Origin of the sequence: Martelella endophytica (assembly GCF_000960975.1) — a bacterium.
Taxonomy (GTDB): domain Bacteria; phylum Pseudomonadota; class Alphaproteobacteria; order Rhizobiales; family Rhizobiaceae; genus Martelella; species Martelella endophytica.
The window spans coordinates 2829894-2847605 of record NZ_CP010803.1; the positions used below are offsets into that span (position 1 = coordinate 2829894).

A 17712-nucleotide genomic window follows, 5' to 3' on the forward strand; every position below is an offset into this window, starting at 1 on the left:
AAAGTCTCAAAGCCGCCGGATGGCTTCTGGAAGGCGCTTACTCCGCCTTGGGAGCGGAGGCAACGGCTGGCCATCTTTGCATCATGCAGGCAGCCCAGATATAGGCATTGTTTGCCGGATTTTCAGCACGTTCCGGGGAAGGTGACAGATCTTCCGGTGGTGGCCGCCCGGCGGGACCGGGCAGCCGAATTCATGTCGATCGGCCTCAGCCGCGCTTCTTTTCGACAGCGTCGACGATCGCGCCGGTAGTGATGCCGAAGTGCTCGAACAGCGCTTCGCCGTTGCCGGACGCGCCGAAGCCGGTCATGCCGATGAAGATGCCATCTGTGCCGATGAAGGCGTCCCAGCTCATGCGCACAGCGGCTTCAACGCCGACCTTGATCGGCGAATTGCCGATGATGGCCTTCTGATAGGCTTCCGGCTGGTCGAAGAACAGCTCCATGCAGGGCACGGAAACGACGCGGGTGGAAATGCCCTTGCCGTCCAGGATCTTCTGGGCTTCGACAGCAAGGTTCACTTCCGAACCCGAAGCGAAGATCGTCACTTCGGCGTCGTTTGCCGGAACGAGATCGTAGGCGCCGGCGCCGCAAAGGTTCTTCTCGGTATAGTCGAGACGAACGGCGGGCAGGTTCTGGCGGGTCAGCGCGATGCCCGACGGGCGATCCTTGCTTTCCAGCGCAAGCTGCCAGCATTCCGCTGTCTCCATGGCGTCCGCCGGGCGGAACATCAGGAGGTTCGGAATGGCCCGCAGCGATGCCATCTGCTCGACCGGCTCATGGGTCGGGCCATCTTCGCCGACGCCGATCGAATCGTGCGTCCAGACGTGGATGACGCGGATGCCCATGAGGGCCGCCAGACGCACCGAGGTGCGGCAATAGTCCGAGAAGATCAGGAAGCCGCCGGAATACGGGATCAGGCCGCCGTGCAGCGCGATACCGTTCATGGCGGCAGCCATCGCATGCTCGCGAATGCCCCAGTGCATGTAGCGGCCGGAGAAATCGTCAGGCGTGATCGACTTGGTCTGGCTGGTATTGGTGTTGTTGGAACCCGTCAGGTCGGCGGAGCCGCCGAAGGTTTCCGGAACAACGCCGTTGATGACCTCGAGCGCGTTCTGCGAGGACTTGCGCGATGCAAGCTTCGGCTTTTCGCTGGCCAGTTCCTGCTTGTACTTCTGGATCGCACGGTCGAAGGCGCCGGGCAGCTCGCCGGAGAAGCGGCGGTTGAACTCGGCCTTGGTTTCTGCAGGCGCTGCGTTCAGGCGCTCTTCCCATTCGACGCGGGCCTTGGTCGAGCGAAGACCGGCGACGCGCCAGCCGTCGAGAACGTCCTCGGGAACCTCGAATGCCGGATATTCCCAGCCAAGTGCCTTGCGGGTTTCGGCGATTTCCTCGTCGCCAAGCGGCGAGCCGTGGGCCTTGTTGGTGCCGGCTTTCTTGGGAGCGCCGTAGCCGATGGTCGTCTTGCAGGCGATCATCGTCGGCTTGTCGGACTTCTGGGCCTCTTCGATGGCGGCTGCGACCTGTTCCGGGTCGTGGCCGTCAATGTCGATCGTGTGCCAGTGGCAGGCGCGGAAGCGTGCATGCTGGTCCGTCGAATCGGCAAGCGAGACGGCGCCGTCGATGGTGATCGAGTTGTTGTCCCAGAACAGGATCAACTTGTTGAGCTTCAGGTGGCCGGCAAGCGAGATCGCTTCCTGGCTGATACCTTCCATCAGGCAACCATCACCGCAAAGTGCGTAGGTGTAGTGGTCCATCAGGTCGCTGCCGAACTCGTCGGAGAGCTTGCGCTCGGCGATCGCCATGCCGACGGCATTGCCAATGCCCTGGCCGAGCGGACCGGTGGTGGTCTCGATGCCCGAGGCATGGCCGTATTCCGGGTGACCGGCAGTCTTGGAGCCGAGCTGGCGGAACTGCTTGATATCCTCGATCGTCATGTCCTCGTAGCCGAGGAGATAGAGAAGCGAATAGAGCAGCATCGAGCCATGGCCCGCAGACAGCACGAAGCGGTCGCGGTTCGGCCAGTCGGGGTTCTTGGGATCGAAGGTCATGAACCGGGTGAAAAGGACCGTGGCGACATCGGCCGCGCCCATGGGCAGGCCCGGATGTCCGGAATTGGCTTTCTGCACGGCGTCCATGGAAAGGAAGCGGATCGCGTTGGCCATCCGGTTGTGTTTTTCAAGAGAAGTCATGTTTCCTTCGCTTTTCTTGAGTCTGTGGGATTGCATTAAACAGTCAGGATATCCGGACGTAGTGCCCGGGCGGCTCAGCTGCCGGCTAAATTACAATGTTGCCCGGCCGAATCAAGGCGCCGGATGGCGTAATCGGGTACAGGGCCTGAAGACGCGTGGAGCCTACACCATTTTATTTTTGCCTGCCACAGCTTAATCCTGCGCACCCAGAACCTCACGTTTCACCAGTGCCGCCGGCCTTTAACGCGCCTCCAAAGCCATGGCCAACCGCTTTCAAGCCTGCGATCTAAACGATTAATACGGCGTTTTGTCGCGGGCTTCATTGTTTTATGACAAGTCGGCTCAAGCCCGCCACAAATCGCACTGCCGCGATTGGCGCCTTGAACAGTGGCGAAATGGTCGAGGCCGCCCGCCGCTCTCACTTTCCTCTTGACAACGACTGCGCTCAGTTGACCCCGGCTCTTAACTCTTCCTAAGATCATGATGAAATCTGAAGCGTCTTGCCGATTCGCGTGTGTTTGCGCGGCCTTTCCAAGTAATGAGCCGGGCCACGCACGGAGCGCTGGGGAGTTGAACGGATGGCCTCTACATCAGACCGGCTTGGCAATGCCGTCAAGGCGCTGGAACAGGCGCTTGCAAGCCTGGAAAATGCCGTCGATGCGCGCAGCGAGCGGCTGCAGCATCGCGAGGAACTCGAAAACGAGGTGCGTCTCGTTCACGAGGACCGTGCCGGGCTTGCGCGCGAGCTCGATCAGGCGCAATTTCGGGCGAACCGGCTGGAAGAGGTCAACCGCGAGGTTTCTCGCCGGCTGGTGAACGCGATGGAAACCATCCGTTCGGTTCTCGCCCATGAAAAATAGGTCAGTGGCGCAACGGGCGGGACTTTCCGACGTTCGACCCGAGCCGACGGAAGGACGCTGAAAATGGCGCAAGTCACCGTCAACATCGATGGCAAGGCGTATCGCATGGCCTGCGAGGCGGGGCAGGAGGATCACCTGTTCTCGCTCGCGGCGAAATTCGATTCCTACATCTTCAACCTGCGCGAACAGTTCGGCGAGATCGGCGATCTGCGGCTGACGGTGATGGCCGGAATCATGATCATGGACGAATTGAGCGACCTGCAGGCCAAGCTCGATGCCGACAGCGCCGAGCTTACCCGGCTGAGGGGCGAGGCGGAAACGGCGGGCGAAACCCGCGCGGCCCACGACGACCAGGTCGCCGAAGCTCTCGAAAGCCTCGCCGGGCGGATTTCAACGCTCGCCAAGAAGGTTTCAGGCGCCGAGAAATGACGTCCTGAAAGGCGCAATCGGCGTTATGCACAGGCGTCCGGCAGCCGATTTCATTTTTGCCGTTGATTGCCTCTTTCAGGCGCTATCACGACGCTCTATATATGGGATCGGTCTGCGCTTCCCGACAGGAGTCATCGAATCCCCGGGGCCTTACTCGATCCTAAGGGAGCTGTCCCTGACCCGGCCCGTGGGCTGGGTTATATGGCGCCCACCTACTTCTGTAGGCGCCCAGGATCCAAACGACGCCATCGGTCGCCGTGGACCACCTTTCAGCGGAAGGAACTTTCTTGCCCGCTTTTCCCGATACCAAGCCCGAACTGCGCCAGCGGAGCCTCGCGCGACGCGATGCCCTGTCGGAAGATGCGCGCCGCGAAAAGAGCCTCGCCATTGCCACCCACGGTGCCGATGCGCTGTCGCACGGCATCGGCGGACTGACGGTCGCGGGCTACCATGCGATCCGCTCGGAGGCCGATGTCGGCTTTCTGCTCGGCCTTCTTGAACAGGCCGGCGCGCAACTTGCCCTGCCGGCGGTGCTCGACCGCGAAACCATCGTCTTCCGTTCCCATCTTCCCCACGTGCCGCTTGTCGCTGGCGGCTTCGGCACGATGGCGCCGGGCGAGGGGGCGGCGCTTGTCGAGCCGGACGTGCTGCTGATGCCGCTTTCGGTCTTCGACGAGAAGGGCAACCGCATCGGCTATGGCGCCGGCCACTACGACCGCGCAATCGACCGGCTGCATGCGATCGGTCGCAGACCCGTGCTCATTGGCGTCGCCTTCGACCTGCAGGAAGTGCCCTCGGTACCGGCCGAGCCGCATGATGTTCCCCTCGACGGTATTGTCACCGAAAGCGGCCTGCGCTGGTTTTCCGCGATACCCACATCTTTTGCCTGAAACAAAAGGGCGAGAAAACCATTTGCATGTCAGCCGTCCGGGGGTAAACGGAGGCGTGCGCGGCCTGCCGCATTCTGTCGCCCGCGCCTTGAGACAGATTGGATTTTTCATGCGTTTGCTATTTCTGGGGGATATGGTCGGCAAGACGGGCCGCAAGGCGGTGTGGGAGCGCCTGCCGGGCCTGATCAGCGATCTGAAGCTCGATTTCGTCATCGTCAACGGCGAGAACGCCGCCGGCGGCTTCGGCATCACCGAGACGATCTTCCTGGAAACCATCAATGCCGGCGCCGACGTGGTGACCACCGGCAACCATGTCTGGGACCAGAAGGACGCGATCATCTTCGCCGATCGCCACGAGCAGTTCCTGCGTCCCGCAAACTATCCGCCGGGCACGCCGGGCAGGGGATCGAGCATCCACTATGCCCGCAACGGCGCGCGGGTGCTCGTCGCCAACATCATGGGCCGGGTATTCATGCACCCCGAACTGGACGACCCCTTCAAGGCCGGCGAGACGATCCTCGAAGCCTGCCCGTTGAAGGAGCAGGTCGATGCCATCGTCTTCGATTTCCATGCGGAAGCCACCAGCGAGAAGCAATCCTTCGGCCATTTCGTCGATGGCCGCGCCAGCCTCGTCGTCGGCACCCATACCCATGTTCCGACCGCCGATTGCCAGATCCTCAACGGCGGCACGGGCTACATGTCGGACGCCGGCATGTGCGGCGATTACGATTCGTCGCTCGGCATGGAAAAGGAAGAGCCGCTCTCCCGCTTCGTTTCGAAGATGAACAAGTCCCGCTTCGAAGCCGCCAGCGGCCCCGCCACCATCTGCGGCCTCGGCATCGACATATCCGACCGCACCGGCCTCGCCGAAAACATCGCTCCGCTAAGGCTCGGGCCAAGGCTTGAGGAGACGGTGCCGGCGTTCTGGACGTAAGAGCTAGCTTCTGCCTGAAGGCTATGCCGTTGTCGGGGCGGGCCGCGGCGCCTGGTCCTGCCGAAGGGCTGCGACCTCGCTGCGCAATGCTCTGACTTCGTGCAAAAGCTCCTGCATTTCAGGCTCTCTTGCCTGCCGATCTTCCTCGCGCAGTTCCTCTTCATGTTCCTTCTGCATCGCCGAGACGATGATACCGATGAAGAGGTTGAGGACGGTGAAGGCGGTCGAGAGGATGAAGGGCACAAAGAACAGCCAGGCATTGGGATAGACTTCCATGACCGGCCGGACGATGCCCATCGACCAGCTTTCGAGCGTCATGATCTGGAACAGCGAGTAGATGGTCGCGCCAAGCGATCCGAACCATTCCGGAAAAGCCTCACCATAGAGCTTGGTAGCGATGACGGCGAAGATGTAGAAGACAAGCGCCATCAGAACGATGATCGAACCCATGCCCGGCAGCGCGGCGATCAGGCCGCCGATGACGCGCCGCAGCGACGGGATCATCGATAGCAGCCTGAGCGCACGGAGGATGCGCAATGCGCGCAACACCTGCAGCGGTCCGCTTGCCGGCAGAAGGCTGATCACCACGATGGTGAAATCGAAGATGCTCCAGGGATCCCGGAAGAAACGCAGACGATGGGCATAGATGCGGATCGCGATCTCGACGACGAAGATCACCAGGACGGCCCTGTCGAAGAGGCGGAGCGCGGGTCCAGCAAAACTCTGCATGATCGTTTCGGACGTCTCGAAACCCAGAGTGATCGCGTTGATGATGATGACAATGAGGATGAAACTTTCCCATTCGCGGGATTTCGTCAGAACCAGCATCTTCTCGCGCATGCATTCTCCGTCGGTTTTGGCTTGGGCGGTGTTGAGATGGGTCGCAAAGGCGTTCCATGCAAGGGTTCGCCGCCGCCGAATGGTCACTTCGCTTTCCATTGTGTTGCCATGGTCGCTGAAACCGGCTCACGAACGTGTGAACGCCTGGGGCGTTGGCGTGCATGGACCTTTCGCCACCCGTCCCGCATGCTGTCATCATCCGTAAAATCCGGAGGGAATGGCAGTGCTTCGTCTTTTCGCGATGCTCATCCCGGCAGTTCTTGTGTTTGCGACCTCCGGCGCGCAGGCGCAGTCTCGGCCGCCCGTCAGCCAGTGTCAGGCGATCGCGGAGCGGCTTCCCGATGTGAAATTCGCGAGCCTGGCGCCGGTTGCCTACGAGGCCCCGGAAGTGGCGATCACCTTCGTCGGGCACTCGACCTTCCTGATCGAGACGCCGGGCGGCCTGCGCATCGCGACCGACTATTCAGGCTTCAGCCTGCCGGGTGGGGCGGCCGATGTCGCGACCATGAACAAGGCGCATGAAAGCCATTTCACGCTCATGCCCGATCCCGAGATCGAGATCGTTTTGCACGGCTGGGGCGACACGCCGGGGCAACCGGCAGACCACGATCTCGTCGTCGAGGACACCTATATCCGCAATGTCACCACCGATATCCGTTCCTGGGCCAGCGATGACGGCTTCGAGCATGACGGCAACTCGATCTTCATCTTCGAGGTCGCCGATCTCTGCATCGGCCATCTCGGCCATCTGCATCACGAACTCACCGACAAGCATATTGCCGAGATCGGCCGGCTCGATATCGTCATGGTGCCGGTCGATGGCGGGCTGACGCTCGGCGCGGAAAGCATGCGCAACGTCATCGAGCGGCTGCATTCATCGCTGGTGCTGCCGATGCACCGCACCGGCCCCAGGGTGCGCGATTTCGCGGCGATGTTCGCGGATCAGTACGAGATCGTCTATTCGGAAGATCGAACGGTGCGCGTCTCGCTCTCCTCACTGCCGCGGCCTCCACGGATCCTGTTGCTTCAGGGCGTCTGGTAGCGCCGTGCCGTTTCGGCGCGTGCGGACTTGAACGAAAGGCCTCTCGCCCTTATAAGGCGCCCATTCTGACAAACAAAAACAGGGCGGGGCTCCATGGCTGGCCATTCACAGTTCAAAAACATCATGCACCGCAAGGGCCGGCAGGATGCGGTGCGGTCGAAAATGTTCTCCAAGCTGGCGCGTGAAATCACCGTCGCCGCCAAGATGGGCACGCCGGACCCGGACATGAACCCGCGTCTGCGCCTCGCCATCCAGAACGCCAAGGCGCAGTCGATGCCGAAGGACAACATCGAGCGCGCCGTGAAGAAGGCCGCCGGTGGCGATGCGGAGAACTATGACGAGGTCCGCTACGAAGGCTACGGCCCGGGCGGCGTCGCCGTCATCGTCGAGGCGCTGTCCGACAACCGCAACCGCACCGCCTCGAACGTCCGTTCGATCTTCGCAAAGGCTGGCGGCGCGCTCGGCGAAACCGGCTCGGTCGCCTTCTCCTTCGACCATGTCGGCGAGATCGTCTACAAGCCAGAAGCCGGCGATGCCGACACCATGATGGAAGCCGCCATCGAAGCCGGTGCCGAAGACGTTGTTACCGACGAGGATGGCCACACCATCTACTGCGCCTTCGAAGACATCAACGAAGTTTCCTCCACCCTCGAAAAGGCGCTCGGCGAGGCCGAAAGCGTCAAGGCCATCTGGAAGCCGCAGAACACCATTCCCGTCGACGAGGAGCGCGCCACCTCGCTGATGCGTCTGATCGAAAACCTTGAAGACGATGACGACGTCCAGAACGTCTATTCGAACTTCGAAGTCGACGACGAAGTGATGGCCAAGCTTTCCGCCTGATCTTTCGAGTAGTACACATTCCAAGGCCGCCGGTGTCGACGCTGGCGGCTTTTTGCATTTCAAGAGCCTGTGGCGCTCGGTGGTAGAGTGCTGCGTGTCTGGTGGCTGATCTTGCCAAGTAGCTTGAGCTTTTCCAGCTTTGTATTCTTCGCGAAAAAAAAGGTGGAGATGTGTGATGGTGGGCGTGTATCGTGAAATCGGCTTAAGTGCATTTTCTATATTAATTAATAAATGTAATTTAATATTTTAAATCTATTTTTCGGTTTATATCGAATTGGTGATATTTATAATTAATGTTTCTTTGTTTGATTTAATTATTAATAGTCTTCTCAGGGGTGTATTCATGAAATCGCATGAGTGAAATTATTCTGGGAGGAGTAGTGCATGCGGTTTTCACAATTGGCGCCGCTGACAACGGCGATATTGCTGCTTTTTGCGAGGGGCGCTGCGGCGCAGGACGATGGTGGGGCTGCGAGCGAGATCACGAAGAAGCTGGCCAATCCGGTTGCTTCCATGGTCGTCCTGCCGCTGGAAATGAACTACGACACCGGATACGGCCCAGAGGGTGGTGATCGGTTCGATCTCAAGTTCAAGCCAATCATTCCTTTCCGACTGAATGACGACTGGAATTTGATTACGCGAACAATCATTCCGCTGGTCTCGCAGAACGACGTTTTTGGTCCGTCCGGAGAGCAATTCGGCTTTGGCGACACGACCACGAGCCTGTTTCTATCCCCACGCGACAGCGGCATAAACGGGTTGATCTGGGGCGCCGGGCCGATATTCCTTCTGCCGACCGCAACCGATGACCTGCTTGGTGGCAGAAAGTGGGGTGCCGGGCCGACGGCCGTGATTGCCGATCAGACTGGACCGCTGACGGTTGGTTTTCTCGGCAGCCATATCTGGTCGTTTGCCGGCGACGATGACAGAAAGGATATCAGCTCGACATTTCTCCAGCCCTTTATGACCTACCGGTTCGCGCATGTCTGGAGCCTGGGGCTGACAACGGAAACGACCTATGACTGGAAGGGCGATATCTGGGCAGTTCCCGTTGAGCTGACGCTGAGCAAGCTGGTGAAATTTGGCGAACAACCCGTCAACCTGACTGCTGGCGTCCGGTACTGGGCGGCAAGGCCCGATGGGGGGCCGGACCGCTGGGGCGCTCGTCTCGGGGTAGCTTTCGTCTTTCCAAAGACCTGAATTGTGTCGGTCTATCGGGGCTTTTGCCCGATGCCAGCTGATTTTCAAGTGACTTCCGGAGAATTTCCGCTTGTAAAGGATTGCAACCGAAAGCTCTTTAAAGTTGAATCACTCTGAAGTTCGCTTGGGAGGATAAGATGCGAGTCTTTTTGGTAACGTGGTGTCTGGCTCAGGCGCTCGCAGTCGGTTCTGCGCTGGCTGACGAGCCTTCTTCGAAGGCGGCGCTCGCCAAGCAGCTGTCAAATCCGGTGGCGCCGCTGACGGTGCTGCCCTTCCAGTTCAACTATGATCGCGGCTATGGGCCGGACAAGGGCGACCAGCTTCAGCTCAATATCCAACCGATTGTCCCCTTCAAGCTGAATGAGGACTGGTATCTGATCACGAGGACGATCGTTCCGATCGAACAGCAGACCGATATCGCAGGGCCCTCGGGGAGCCAGTTCGGTATCGGCGATACGTTGATGTCGCTGTTTCTTTCGCCGGTCAATCCCGGCGTCAACGGGCTGATCTGGGGCGCCGGGCCGGTCTTCCTGTTCCCCACCGCGACGGATGATCTGCTCGGGTCCGAGAAATGGGGCGCCGGCCCGACCGGCGTCGTGGCGTTCGAGAACGGTCCGTGGACGACCGGGCTTCTTGCCAACCACGTCTGGTCCTTCGCCGGCGCGGATGACCGCACCCGCATCTCGACGACGATGACCCAGCCCTTTGTCTCGTACAACACGAAATCCGCCTGGACCTTCTCGCTGACGAGCGAGGCGGAATATGACTGGGTCGCAGACGACTGGATCGTGCCGATCGATTTCACCGTCGGCAAGCTGGTGATGGCCGGCAAACAGCCTGTGAGCCTGTCGCTCGGCGCGCGTTATTGGGCGACGGCGCCCGACAACGGCCCGGAGGGATGGGGTCTGCGGGCCGTGGTCAGTTTCGTGTTTCCGAAGTAACGGGTCTACGCCGCCTGCTTCAGCGCGCCGCGCATTTCGCCGAACATCGCGACCGATTTCAGCCGTGCTTCCACCGAATGAACCGGTACGGAGATGATCACCTCGTCGGCCTTGGTGTCGGCGACGAAGCGCTCCATCTTGGCCTTCGCCTTTTCCGGCCCGCCGACGATGGCGAACTGGAAGGTGTGCTCGATCGACATCTTCTCCATCTCGGTCCAGAGGCCATCCATGCTTTCGACAGGGCGGGGCGTCTTGCCGCGGGCATTGCGGCGCAGCGCGACGAAGCTCTGCAGCGCGGAGGTGAAGTGATAATCGGCTTCCTCATCCGTGTCAGCCAATGCCGCCATCACGCCGACGATCACATACGGCTTGTCGAGCTGGTTCGAGGGGCGGAAGTTGCTGCGATAGATGTGAAGCGCCTCGAACAGCATGTCGGGGGCGAAATGCGAGGCGAAGGCATAGGGCAGGCCGAGCATGGCGGCCAGATGCGCGCTGTAGGTGGATGAGCCGAGAATATAGATCGGCACATTGGCGCCGGCGCCTGGATTGGCGATCAGCCGCTGGCCTTCCTGCGGTTCGCTCATCAGCGTTTGCAGCTCGACGATGTCGTTGGGGAAGGTCTCGGCGCCTGCCTCGAGATTGCGACGAAGCGCGCGGGCGGTGTTCATGTCCGTGCCGGGCGCGCGGCCAAGGCCGAGATCGATGCGGCCCGGATAAAGCGCCTCCAGCGTGCCGAACTGCTCGGCGATCACCAGCGGCGAATGGTTGGGCAGCATGATGCCGCCGGAGCCGACGCGGATGGTCTTTGTGGCGCGCGCGGCTTCCGAAATCACCAGCGAGGTCGCCGCACTGGCAATGCCGGTCATGCCGTGGTGTTCTGCGAGCCAGAAGCGGGTGAAGCCGGAGGCCTCGGCCTGCCGCGCCATCTGCCGCGTGGCGTCAAGCGCTTCGGGAACCGTGCCGCCTTCAACCACCGGGCAGAGGTCGAGAATCGAAAAAGCCGTCATGGGAAAATCCTGTCTGAAACAAACCTGTTTTGCTTCAGTTAGGAATTGATCAGTTGATTTGCAAAACAAACCCTCCTCAGGAGGCCACTTTCCTGTCGGCGGCGGCGCGTTCGGCGGCGACGTGATCGATGAAGGCGCGCAGCGGCCGCGGCGTCAGTCGGCTGGAATAATAGAGGTAAGGCCCCTCGAAGGGCGGGCACCAGTCTTCCAGCAGCGGCACCAGCGCGCCGGATGTGAAATGCGGTTCGAGCCAGTTGCGGAAAGTGTAGATCAGGCCGTGTCCGGCAATGGCCAGTCGCAGGGCACCGTGCCAGCCGGTGGTGCCGACGATCAGCCGCGCCGTCGGATCGAGCCGCAGCGTCTCGCCCTCCTGCTCGAATTCCCACTCGGTCAGCGCGCCGGAGGCAAAGCGCATGCGGATGCATTCATGGGTCAGCACGTCACGCGGATGCGCGGGAACGCCGCGCCGGGCGAGATATTCGGGCGATGCGCCGAGCGCCACCCGTTGCGCGCGCGGGCCGATCGGAACCGCGATCATGTCCTGCGCCAGGTGCTCGCCATAGCGGATGCCGGCGTCGCAGCCTGTCGCGATCATGTCGGTGAAGCGGTCGTCGACGAGAATTTCGAGGCGCACTTCCGGATTCTTCTGCAGAAAACCGTCGATAATCGGCGGCAGGATGTCTTCCATCACCGCGCCGGGCACCTGGATCTTGAGCCGGCCGCGGACAACGCCTTCGCTGCTGGTCGCATCGGCGATCGCCGAACGGGTCTCGGAGATGACCGGCTCCAGCCGTTCGGCGAGTGCCCGGCCGGCTTCCGTCAGGTGGACGCTGCGGGTGGTGCGGATGATCAGCGGCACGCCAAGCTCGGCCTCGAGCCGCGTGATCGTCTCGCTGACGGTCGAGGGGGAGAGGCCGAGACGCCGGGCGGCGGCGCGGAAACCGCCGACACGCGAGATCACGATGAAGGTGAGCAGGTCGTCGAGCGACGGCAGGTAATTATTGTTCGGCATGGCGATCAGCGTATTCGAATTTGTGCGGATTATCAATCAGGCGTCGAGACCCTATCTTCCCGTCACCAACTCAGGAGAACCACCATGACCAGCACAACGCCCGCCTCCGCCGCAGGCCGTTTCACCTTTCCGGGTACCGATATCTCGGTCAACCGCATGGGCTTCGGTGCCATGCAGCTTGCCGGCCCGCATGTCTTCGGCGAACCGAAGGACCCGGAAGAATGCCGTGCCGTCCTCAGCGAGGCGATCGCACTCGGCATCGACCATATCGACACCAGCGACTTCTATGGCCCCTACGTCACCAACCGGCTGATTGCGGAGACGCTGCATCCCTATCCGGAAAACCTCACGCTCGTCACCAAGATCGGCGGCTGGCGCGATGACGAGGGGGGCTGGAACATGGATCACAGCCCCGCTTTCCTGCGCAAGTCCGTCGAGGACAATCTGGAGCGCCTGAAGCTCGATCAGGTCGCGATCGTCAATCTGCGCATGGGAAGCGCGACCGGTTTCAGCGATGACAGCGAGATCGAAGAACCGATGCTGGAAATGCGCCGGATGCAGGAGGAGGGGCTGATCGCCCATATCGGCCTGTCGACGGTGACCGAGGCGCAGATCAGGATCGCACAGGATATCGCGCCCATCGTCTGCGTGCAGAACCACTACAATCTGATCCATCGCGACGACGATGCGATGATCGACAGCCTGGCCGAACAGGGCATCGCCTACGTGCCGTATTTCCCTCTCGGCGGCTTCCTGCCCTATCAGGCAGAGGTGCTGGACAAGGTCGCCTCGGAGCTCGGCAGTTCGATCCAGAAGGTGTCGCTGGCCTGGTTGCTGCAGCGCAGCTCCAACATGCTCGTCATCCCCGGCACATCGTCACGCGCGCATCTTCGCGACAATATCGCCGCGGCCGAACTAACGCTCGGTGAGGATCACCTGAAGCGCCTGGACGCGATCGCCGCGAAGGGTTGACGCAATCAGGGCACGCGCCCGAACAGGGCGCGGCCCAGCGGGAACAGGAAGAACCGCCAGCCGAGGCGCAGGAGGCGCCAGCCGAAGAACGCAGCGCCGACAAGCCACAGCGCGAGCGAGACCGTCCAGCCGGCGGCCGCGATCAGATAGCCACCAAGCGTTACCGCGCCGGAGCCGAGCAGGAACAGGATGGCACGGAAGCGCTTGCCGAACCGGGTGGAGAGCTTGCTCATCTTGGCGAGGTCCGCTGGCGTGTCGGCGACCTTCAGCATCTCCGTGCCGGCCTTGAAGCCCTGCTTGCGCATCACCGTGCCGACATCGACTGCGGCATCCTGGAGCTTCACCAGCGGCTTGGTATCGAGCGAGGTGGCCAGTGTCCGGCGGGCGGCCGTCACATTGCCGCGCTTCAGTAGCGGCAGCGCCTCGCCAAGCGCCTTGCCGTTGACGGCGCTGCCGGTGAGGCGGATGAAGGAACGGCGCAGAGGCGCCGCGATCGCGCCAGCCTTGCCGGCTGCCTTCAGCGCGCTTGTCCCCATCTTGGCCGTGGTCGCCGAGCCGGCGGTGGCGATCACAGCGCCGGTAATGGCAAGACCGGCAACCGAAAGTCCGAGGATCAGCGGATCGTAGTCATCGCCGTCCAGATACGCGCCGCCCTCATTGATGATGTCACGGACATCGCCGACCGTGGTGAGGTCGGTCGCGATCGCGCCGATCAGACCGGCGGTGCTATCGGGATTGCCGCTGACGGCGCCTTCATAGAGTTCTGAAAGCTGATGGGTGAGGCTCGCTTCGCGGCTGACTGCCATCTCCACCTGTTCGCGCAGTGGTCCGCTGATCGCGACGCCACGGCTTTCTGCCAGCAGCATCAGGCTTTCGGCAAGCCCCGCATCGTCATCGGAAAGGGCTTCAGCGATGGCGCGGCGGTAATCGTCGGCGGTGAGCGCGCTCAGGCGGTAATCTGCGATGGCTACGGGATCGTTGCGTTCCGCGATCAGCCGGACGGATTCCAGTCCGCTGGGCACGACGAAGGGCGACGCGACGATCAGGGCAGCCGCGAGCAGAACGGTGCCGGCGCGCTTTGCACCGGCTCTGGAGAAGGCAGGTCGCTGCATCTCGATGTCTTCCAACAGATGGGCCTTTATACCAGAACGCGAAAAAAGCGCACCAGGGTGCGACCCCCGTGCGCTTTCTCGTTCTTCGCGGCGATGCAGCCGTGCGACCTAGAGCTGGCCGAGGATGGTTGCGGCAGCCGAGACCGTTGCCTGGCCCGAATTCTCCTCGACGTTCAGTTCCTTCACCACGCCGTTGTCGACCAGCATGGAGTAACGCTTTGAGCGCTCCCCGAGGCCACCGCCGGAGAGGTCGAGTTCCATGCCGAGTGCCTTGGTGAACGAACCGTCGGCGTCGGAAAGATAGCGGATCTTGCCTTCGCCGCCGGTGGCCTTGGCCCAGCCACCCATGACGAAGGCATCGTTGACCGCGACCACGGCGATCTCGTCGACGCCGCGCGAAAGAATGGCATCGCGGTTTTCGAGATAGGTCGGCAGATGGTTGATCGAGCAGGTCGGGGTGAAGGCGCCGGGTACGGCGAACAGCACCACCTTCTTGCCCTTGAAGATGTCGTCGGTCGAAACCTTCTCGGGTCCGTTTTCGGTCAGCTCCCTGAACGTCGCGGACGGCAGTGTGTCTCCCTTGGCAATCGACATGATCATTCTCCCTTGTTTGAAATATGATACGCGCCCGGACAGGCTGTTGCCCGATCTCGCATCAGACGCGCGTAAAGACAAAAGGGAAGTTAGGGCTGGCCTTGGTCAAAGACAAGCGGCGTTTCGAGCGTTCGTCCGCCGGATTTGGCGAGAAGCAGCCAATCGCCCTCGGCGGCATCCTGGCCTTCAGGGAGGCTCGAAAGCGGTATCGTCAGGCGATAGGCGTCGTCTTTCCAGTGTCCCTTCGGGGCTTCGACGATATAGCCTTCGCTGTTGGCAAGCGTGATTTCCGGATGGCTTTCAGTGCCACCGGGCATTGTCAGACCGAGGTCGAGGGCGTGGCTGGTGCGGCGCGCCGCGTCGATGCGGAAATCCGCGGTCGGCTCCTCCGGCAAGGTCGAGCGGGCGGCGGCGAGAATGGCGGCGTCGATCGGGCCGGTGGCCCAGGCCGCAGGGTCTGCGGGGATATCGAATGTGGCCTGGAAGGGGATGCAGATATCCTTGCACAGGCCGATGAAGGCACTGATTTCCAGCGACGGCAGCGTCCCCGGTTTCGACGAAAGCGTCAGCGGAAAGGTCACCGGCCCGTCATAGGCCATGTCGGTGTTGCCGGCGATGTCGATGCGTTTCGGCACGGGATAGGCGATGGTTTCCAGCGCGACGTCGTCGCTGCCCGATATCGTGATCTGCGGCGGGATACCGCTTTCGCCCGGCTCGCGCCAATAGGTGATGAAGCCGTCCTCCGGCTCCACCTGCAGCGCGGCCCTGATGGTGCCGTCCGCCTCCGGCGGCGTAACGATCACCCGCATGCGGCCACCGGGGTCTTCGGCCCAGCGGGTCGGCTCCGCATGGGCGGGAAGCGCTGTCAGCGCCAGGCAGGCAAGGATGAGTGCGGTCTTGATCATGCGCCACTCCATACCCCAGCCGAAGGCCCTTCGCCACGGGATGGTAATGAAAAACCGGACAATTTGAGTTGAACATGGCGTGACCTTGCTCCATGTTCAAAGCATGCCTACGATGAATTCTCGAAGCCGCGCCAAATCTTTGCAGGAGGCTGACTTGCTGGAGAAGCTTAAGGACGCACATGAGAGGGGGCCTTTCGACGGCCAGTTCCTGATCGCCATGCCGCAACTGGCAGAGAGCGATTTCGAACGAACCGTGATCTACATCTGTGCCCATTCGAATGAAGGCGCGATGGGCTTCATCATCAATCGTGCCCAGACGGTTTCGCTTCCCGATGTGCTGAAACAGCTCAACCTCGTGACCGATGAAACCGCGTCTGCAGACGATCTGGATGATTTCCCCGTCCTCTCCGGCGGCCCGGTGGAGCCGGGGCGGGGCTTTGTGCTGCATTCCGACGACTATCTGAGCGATTCCAGCATCCCGGTCAGCGATGACCTGCTTCTGACCGGCACACTCGATGTCCTGCGCTCCGTTGCCAAGGGCAGGGGGCCCGCCCGCGCGGCCCTGATCCTCGGCTATGCCGGCTGGGCACCGGGCCAGCTTGAGGCCGAGGTTGCCAACAACGACTGGCTGACCTCGCCCGCCGTCGAGGACCTCGTCTTCGATTGCGCTTTCGACAGCAAATACGACAGGGCACTGCTCGCCATGGGCGTACGCGCATCCTCGCTTTCGACGAATTTCGGGCACGCCTGAAACAAACATGCCGTCACAACCGTTTATGCGGCGCTGCCCGTCGTCGGCGGCCGGTCGAGGTTGTGCCGGAAACCGCGGGCTGCATGAACACATTGCATCGCCTGTCGCGATGCTGGAAAGGGCCAGATGCGTATCTTCGAATGCGACCATTGCGGTCAGACCATCTATTTCGACAACAGTGTCTGCGTGGCCTGCGGCCATCGCCTCGGCTTTGCGCCGGAGGATACTGCGATGTATGCGCTGGAAGACGAGAAAGACGGGATATGGCACAAGGCCGATGATCCCTCTCGGCGCTTCCGCCTTTGCGCAAATGCCGGGCTCGACGTCTGCAACTGGCTGGTGGACCCGGAGAGCGACGAGGAATTTTGCCTCTGCTGCCGGCACAACAACCTGATCCCCGATACCACCACCGACCAGGGCCTCAATCGCTTTCGCCGCATCGTCGGGGCGGAACGGCATCTGTTCTATTCGCTTCTGCGCTGGGGCATCGAGACGCCCACGCGCAAGGCCGATCCGGAAACCGGCCTGGTTTTCGATTTTCTCGAAGATACGGTCGATGCCAGCGGAAATGTCACGCCGGCCATGACCGGTCACGACAACGGCAAGATTTCGCTGCGCGTGGCCGAGGCCGACGATGTCACCCGCGAGATCGTCCGCGATCAGATGAACGAGCCCTACCGGACCCTTCTCGGCCATTTCCGCCACGAGGTCGGGCATTATGTCTGGGACCGGCTGGTGCGCGATGGCGGCAGGCTGGAAGCGTTCCGCACCATCTTCGGCGACGAGCGGCAGGACTATCAGGAAGCCCTGGAGCGGCATTACAAGAACGGCCCGCCGCCCGGCTGGCAGGACAGTTTCGTCAGCGCCTACGCCGCCACCCATCCGTGGGAGGATTTCGCCGAGAGTTTCGCGCATGCGCTCCACATCGTCGACACGCTGGAAACGGCGATGGCCTTCGGCCTGCTCGTCAGCGATGCCAACCTGCACGCGCTCGGCGATCCTTATCGCTGCTCGAGCGGCCAGCAGCTTGCCGATGCCTGGGTGCCGCTGACGCTTGCCATGAACGCGATCCACCGCAGCATGGGCCAGCGCGATTTCTATCCCTTCGTGCTGGCGCCGGCGATGATCGCCAAGCTGGATTTCGTCTTCACGCTGTTGAGCGGGGCGCGGGACAAGGCCGCGGCATAGGAGGCGG

General features: G+C 61.8%; 18 protein-coding genes and 1 other RNA gene. 12 read left to right on the forward strand and 7 right to left on the reverse strand.

Features of this window, described 5'->3' with window-relative positions:
* Positions 1-205: 205 nt before the first annotated feature.
* The gene (gene tkt / locus TM49_RS12855) at positions 206-2188 is read right to left on the reverse strand and encodes a transketolase (protein ID WP_045685204.1); all 1983 of its coding nucleotides are present in this window, start codon (positions 2186-2188) and stop codon (positions 206-208) included.
* A gap of 578 nt (positions 2189-2766) precedes the next feature.
* On the opposite strand from tkt, the gene TM49_RS12860 reads away from it, so the two are divergent.
* The 5 genes from TM49_RS12860 to TM49_RS12875 all read left to right on the forward strand — a co-directional run bounded on the left by TM49_RS12860 (position 2767) and on the right by TM49_RS12875 (position 5301).
* The gene (locus TM49_RS12860) at positions 2767-3048 is read left to right on the forward strand and encodes a DUF4164 domain-containing protein (RefSeq protein ID WP_045681783.1); all 282 of its coding nucleotides are present in this window, start codon (positions 2767-2769) and stop codon (positions 3046-3048) included.
* 63 nt (positions 3049-3111) lie between these two features.
* On the forward strand, positions 3112-3477 hold the full coding sequence (locus TM49_RS12865) for a cell division protein ZapA (protein ID WP_045681784.1): 366 nt from the start codon (positions 3112-3114) through the stop codon (positions 3475-3477).
* Positions 3478-3583: 106 nt separating this feature from the next.
* Positions 3584-3745, forward strand: a non-coding RNA gene (gene ssrS, locus TM49_RS23060) — 6S RNA.
* A gap of 19 nt (positions 3746-3764) precedes the next feature.
* On the forward strand, positions 3765-4367 hold the full coding sequence (locus TM49_RS12870; RefSeq protein WP_045681785.1) for a 5-formyltetrahydrofolate cyclo-ligase: 603 nt from the start codon (positions 3765-3767) through the stop codon (positions 4365-4367).
* A gap of 109 nt (positions 4368-4476) precedes the next feature.
* Positions 4477-5301, forward strand: coding sequence for a TIGR00282 family metallophosphoesterase (locus TM49_RS12875; RefSeq protein ID WP_045681786.1), 825 nt, complete (start codon positions 4477-4479; stop codon positions 5299-5301).
* A gap of 21 nt (positions 5302-5322) precedes the next feature.
* Here the strand turns inward: TM49_RS12875 and TM49_RS12880 are convergent, their stop codons facing one another.
* Positions 5323-6141: an ion transporter gene (locus TM49_RS12880; protein WP_045685205.1), complete on the reverse strand. Its 819-nt coding sequence runs from the start codon at positions 6139-6141 to the stop codon at positions 5323-5325.
* Positions 6142-6358: 217 nt separating this feature from the next.
* On the opposite strand from TM49_RS12880, the gene TM49_RS12885 reads away from it, so the two are divergent.
* From TM49_RS12885 to TM49_RS12900, 4 genes are all read left to right on the forward strand, one after another.
* On the forward strand, positions 6359-7183 hold the full coding sequence (locus tag TM49_RS12885) for an MBL fold metallo-hydrolase (protein WP_045681788.1): 825 nt from the start codon (positions 6359-6361) through the stop codon (positions 7181-7183).
* 93 nt (positions 7184-7276) lie between these two features.
* Positions 7277-8023, forward strand: coding sequence for a YebC/PmpR family DNA-binding transcriptional regulator (locus TM49_RS12890; protein ID WP_045681790.1), 747 nt, complete (start codon positions 7277-7279; stop codon positions 8021-8023).
* A 384-nt stretch (positions 8024-8407) separates the two neighbouring features.
* Positions 8408-9223, forward strand: a complete 816-nt coding sequence (locus TM49_RS12895; protein WP_045681792.1) for a hypothetical protein — start codon at positions 8408-8410, stop codon at positions 9221-9223.
* A 137-nt stretch (positions 9224-9360) separates the two neighbouring features.
* A complete protein-coding gene (locus TM49_RS12900) occupies positions 9361-10164 on the forward strand; it encodes a hypothetical protein (protein WP_045681794.1) in 804 nt (267 codons plus the stop codon).
* Positions 10165-10169: 5 nt separating this feature from the next.
* Here TM49_RS12900 and TM49_RS12905 read toward each other — a convergent pair whose 3' ends face one another.
* Together TM49_RS12905 and TM49_RS12910 are read right to left on the reverse strand one after the other, a co-directional pair.
* Entirely contained in the window at positions 10170-11171 is a 1002-nt protein-coding gene (locus TM49_RS12905; protein ID WP_045681796.1) for an LLM class flavin-dependent oxidoreductase, read from the reverse strand.
* Between the two features lie 76 nt (positions 11172-11247).
* Entirely contained in the window at positions 11248-12183 is a 936-nt protein-coding gene (locus tag TM49_RS12910; RefSeq protein WP_082074909.1) for a LysR family transcriptional regulator, read from the reverse strand.
* An 84-nt stretch (positions 12184-12267) separates the two neighbouring features.
* Here TM49_RS12910 and TM49_RS12915 point away from each other — a divergent pair, with 84 nt between their 5' ends.
* Positions 12268-13155: an oxidoreductase gene (locus TM49_RS12915; protein WP_045681797.1), complete on the forward strand. Its 888-nt coding sequence runs from the start codon at positions 12268-12270 to the stop codon at positions 13153-13155.
* Between the two features lie 5 nt (positions 13156-13160).
* On the opposite strand, the gene TM49_RS12920 is transcribed toward TM49_RS12915, so the two are convergent.
* From TM49_RS12920 to TM49_RS12930, 3 genes are all read right to left on the reverse strand, one after another.
* Positions 13161-14267: a hypothetical protein gene (locus TM49_RS12920; protein WP_144409555.1), complete on the reverse strand. Its 1107-nt coding sequence runs from the start codon at positions 14265-14267 to the stop codon at positions 13161-13163.
* 108 nt (positions 14268-14375) lie between these two features.
* On the reverse strand, positions 14376-14861 hold the full coding sequence (locus TM49_RS12925; RefSeq protein WP_045685207.1) for a peroxiredoxin: 486 nt from the start codon (positions 14859-14861) through the stop codon (positions 14376-14378).
* Positions 14862-14950: 89 nt separating this feature from the next.
* Positions 14951-15766 (reverse strand): protein-disulfide reductase DsbD domain-containing protein, encoded by an 816-nt coding sequence (locus TM49_RS12930; RefSeq protein ID WP_045685209.1) that lies wholly within the window; start codon positions 15764-15766, stop codon positions 14951-14953.
* 112 nt (positions 15767-15878) lie between these two features.
* Between TM49_RS12930 and TM49_RS12935 the strand changes: the two genes are divergently transcribed.
* The gene (locus TM49_RS12935; protein WP_045681800.1) at positions 15879-16517 is read left to right on the forward strand and encodes a YqgE/AlgH family protein; all 639 of its coding nucleotides are present in this window, start codon (positions 15879-15881) and stop codon (positions 16515-16517) included.
* A gap of 126 nt (positions 16518-16643) precedes the next feature.
* Positions 16644-17705 (forward strand): zinc-binding metallopeptidase family protein, encoded by a 1062-nt coding sequence (locus tag TM49_RS12940; RefSeq protein ID WP_045681802.1) that lies wholly within the window; start codon positions 16644-16646, stop codon positions 17703-17705.
* Positions 17706-17712: the final 7 nt, after the last annotated feature.

Excerpts from the sequence above, each read along its gene's own strand:
- tkt (WP_045685204.1), bottom strand. The coding sequence starts at position 2,188 with ATGACTTCTCTTGAAAAACACAACCGGATGGCCAACGCGATCCGCTTC.
- TM49_RS12860 (WP_045681783.1), top strand. The coding sequence starts at position 2,767 with ATGGCCTCTACATCAGACCGGCTTGGCAATGCCGTCAAGGCGCTGGAA.
- TM49_RS12865 (WP_045681784.1), top strand. The coding sequence starts at position 3,112 with ATGGCGCAAGTCACCGTCAACATCGATGGCAAGGCGTATCGCATGGCC.
- TM49_RS12875 (WP_045681786.1), top strand. The coding sequence starts at position 4,477 with ATGCGTTTGCTATTTCTGGGGGATATGGTCGGCAAGACGGGCCGCAAG.
- TM49_RS12880 (WP_045685205.1), bottom strand. The coding sequence starts at position 6,141 with ATGCGCGAGAAGATGCTGGTTCTGACGAAATCCCGCGAATGGGAAAGT.
- TM49_RS12885 (WP_045681788.1), top strand. The coding sequence starts at position 6,359 with ATGGCAGTGCTTCGTCTTTTCGCGATGCTCATCCCGGCAGTTCTTGTG.
- TM49_RS12890 (WP_045681790.1), top strand. The coding sequence starts at position 7,277 with ATGGCTGGCCATTCACAGTTCAAAAACATCATGCACCGCAAGGGCCGG.
- TM49_RS12895 (WP_045681792.1), top strand. The coding sequence starts at position 8,408 with ATGCGGTTTTCACAATTGGCGCCGCTGACAACGGCGATATTGCTGCTT.
- TM49_RS12900 (WP_045681794.1), top strand. The coding sequence starts at position 9,361 with ATGCGAGTCTTTTTGGTAACGTGGTGTCTGGCTCAGGCGCTCGCAGTC.
- TM49_RS12905 (WP_045681796.1), bottom strand. The coding sequence starts at position 11,171 with ATGACGGCTTTTTCGATTCTCGACCTCTGCCCGGTGGTTGAAGGCGGC.
- TM49_RS12910 (WP_082074909.1), bottom strand. The coding sequence starts at position 12,183 with ATGCCGAACAATAATTACCTGCCGTCGCTCGACGACCTGCTCACCTTC.
- TM49_RS12915 (WP_045681797.1), top strand. The coding sequence starts at position 12,268 with ATGACCAGCACAACGCCCGCCTCCGCCGCAGGCCGTTTCACCTTTCCG.
- TM49_RS12920 (WP_144409555.1), bottom strand. The coding sequence starts at position 14,267 with ATGCAGCGACCTGCCTTCTCCAGAGCCGGTGCAAAGCGCGCCGGCACC.
- TM49_RS12925 (WP_045685207.1), bottom strand. The coding sequence starts at position 14,861 with ATGTCGATTGCCAAGGGAGACACACTGCCGTCCGCGACGTTCAGGGAG.
- TM49_RS12930 (WP_045685209.1), bottom strand. The coding sequence starts at position 15,766 with ATGATCAAGACCGCACTCATCCTTGCCTGCCTGGCGCTGACAGCGCTT.
- TM49_RS12935 (WP_045681800.1), top strand. The coding sequence starts at position 15,879 with ATGAATTCTCGAAGCCGCGCCAAATCTTTGCAGGAGGCTGACTTGCTG.
- TM49_RS12940 (WP_045681802.1), top strand. The coding sequence starts at position 16,644 with ATGCGTATCTTCGAATGCGACCATTGCGGTCAGACCATCTATTTCGAC.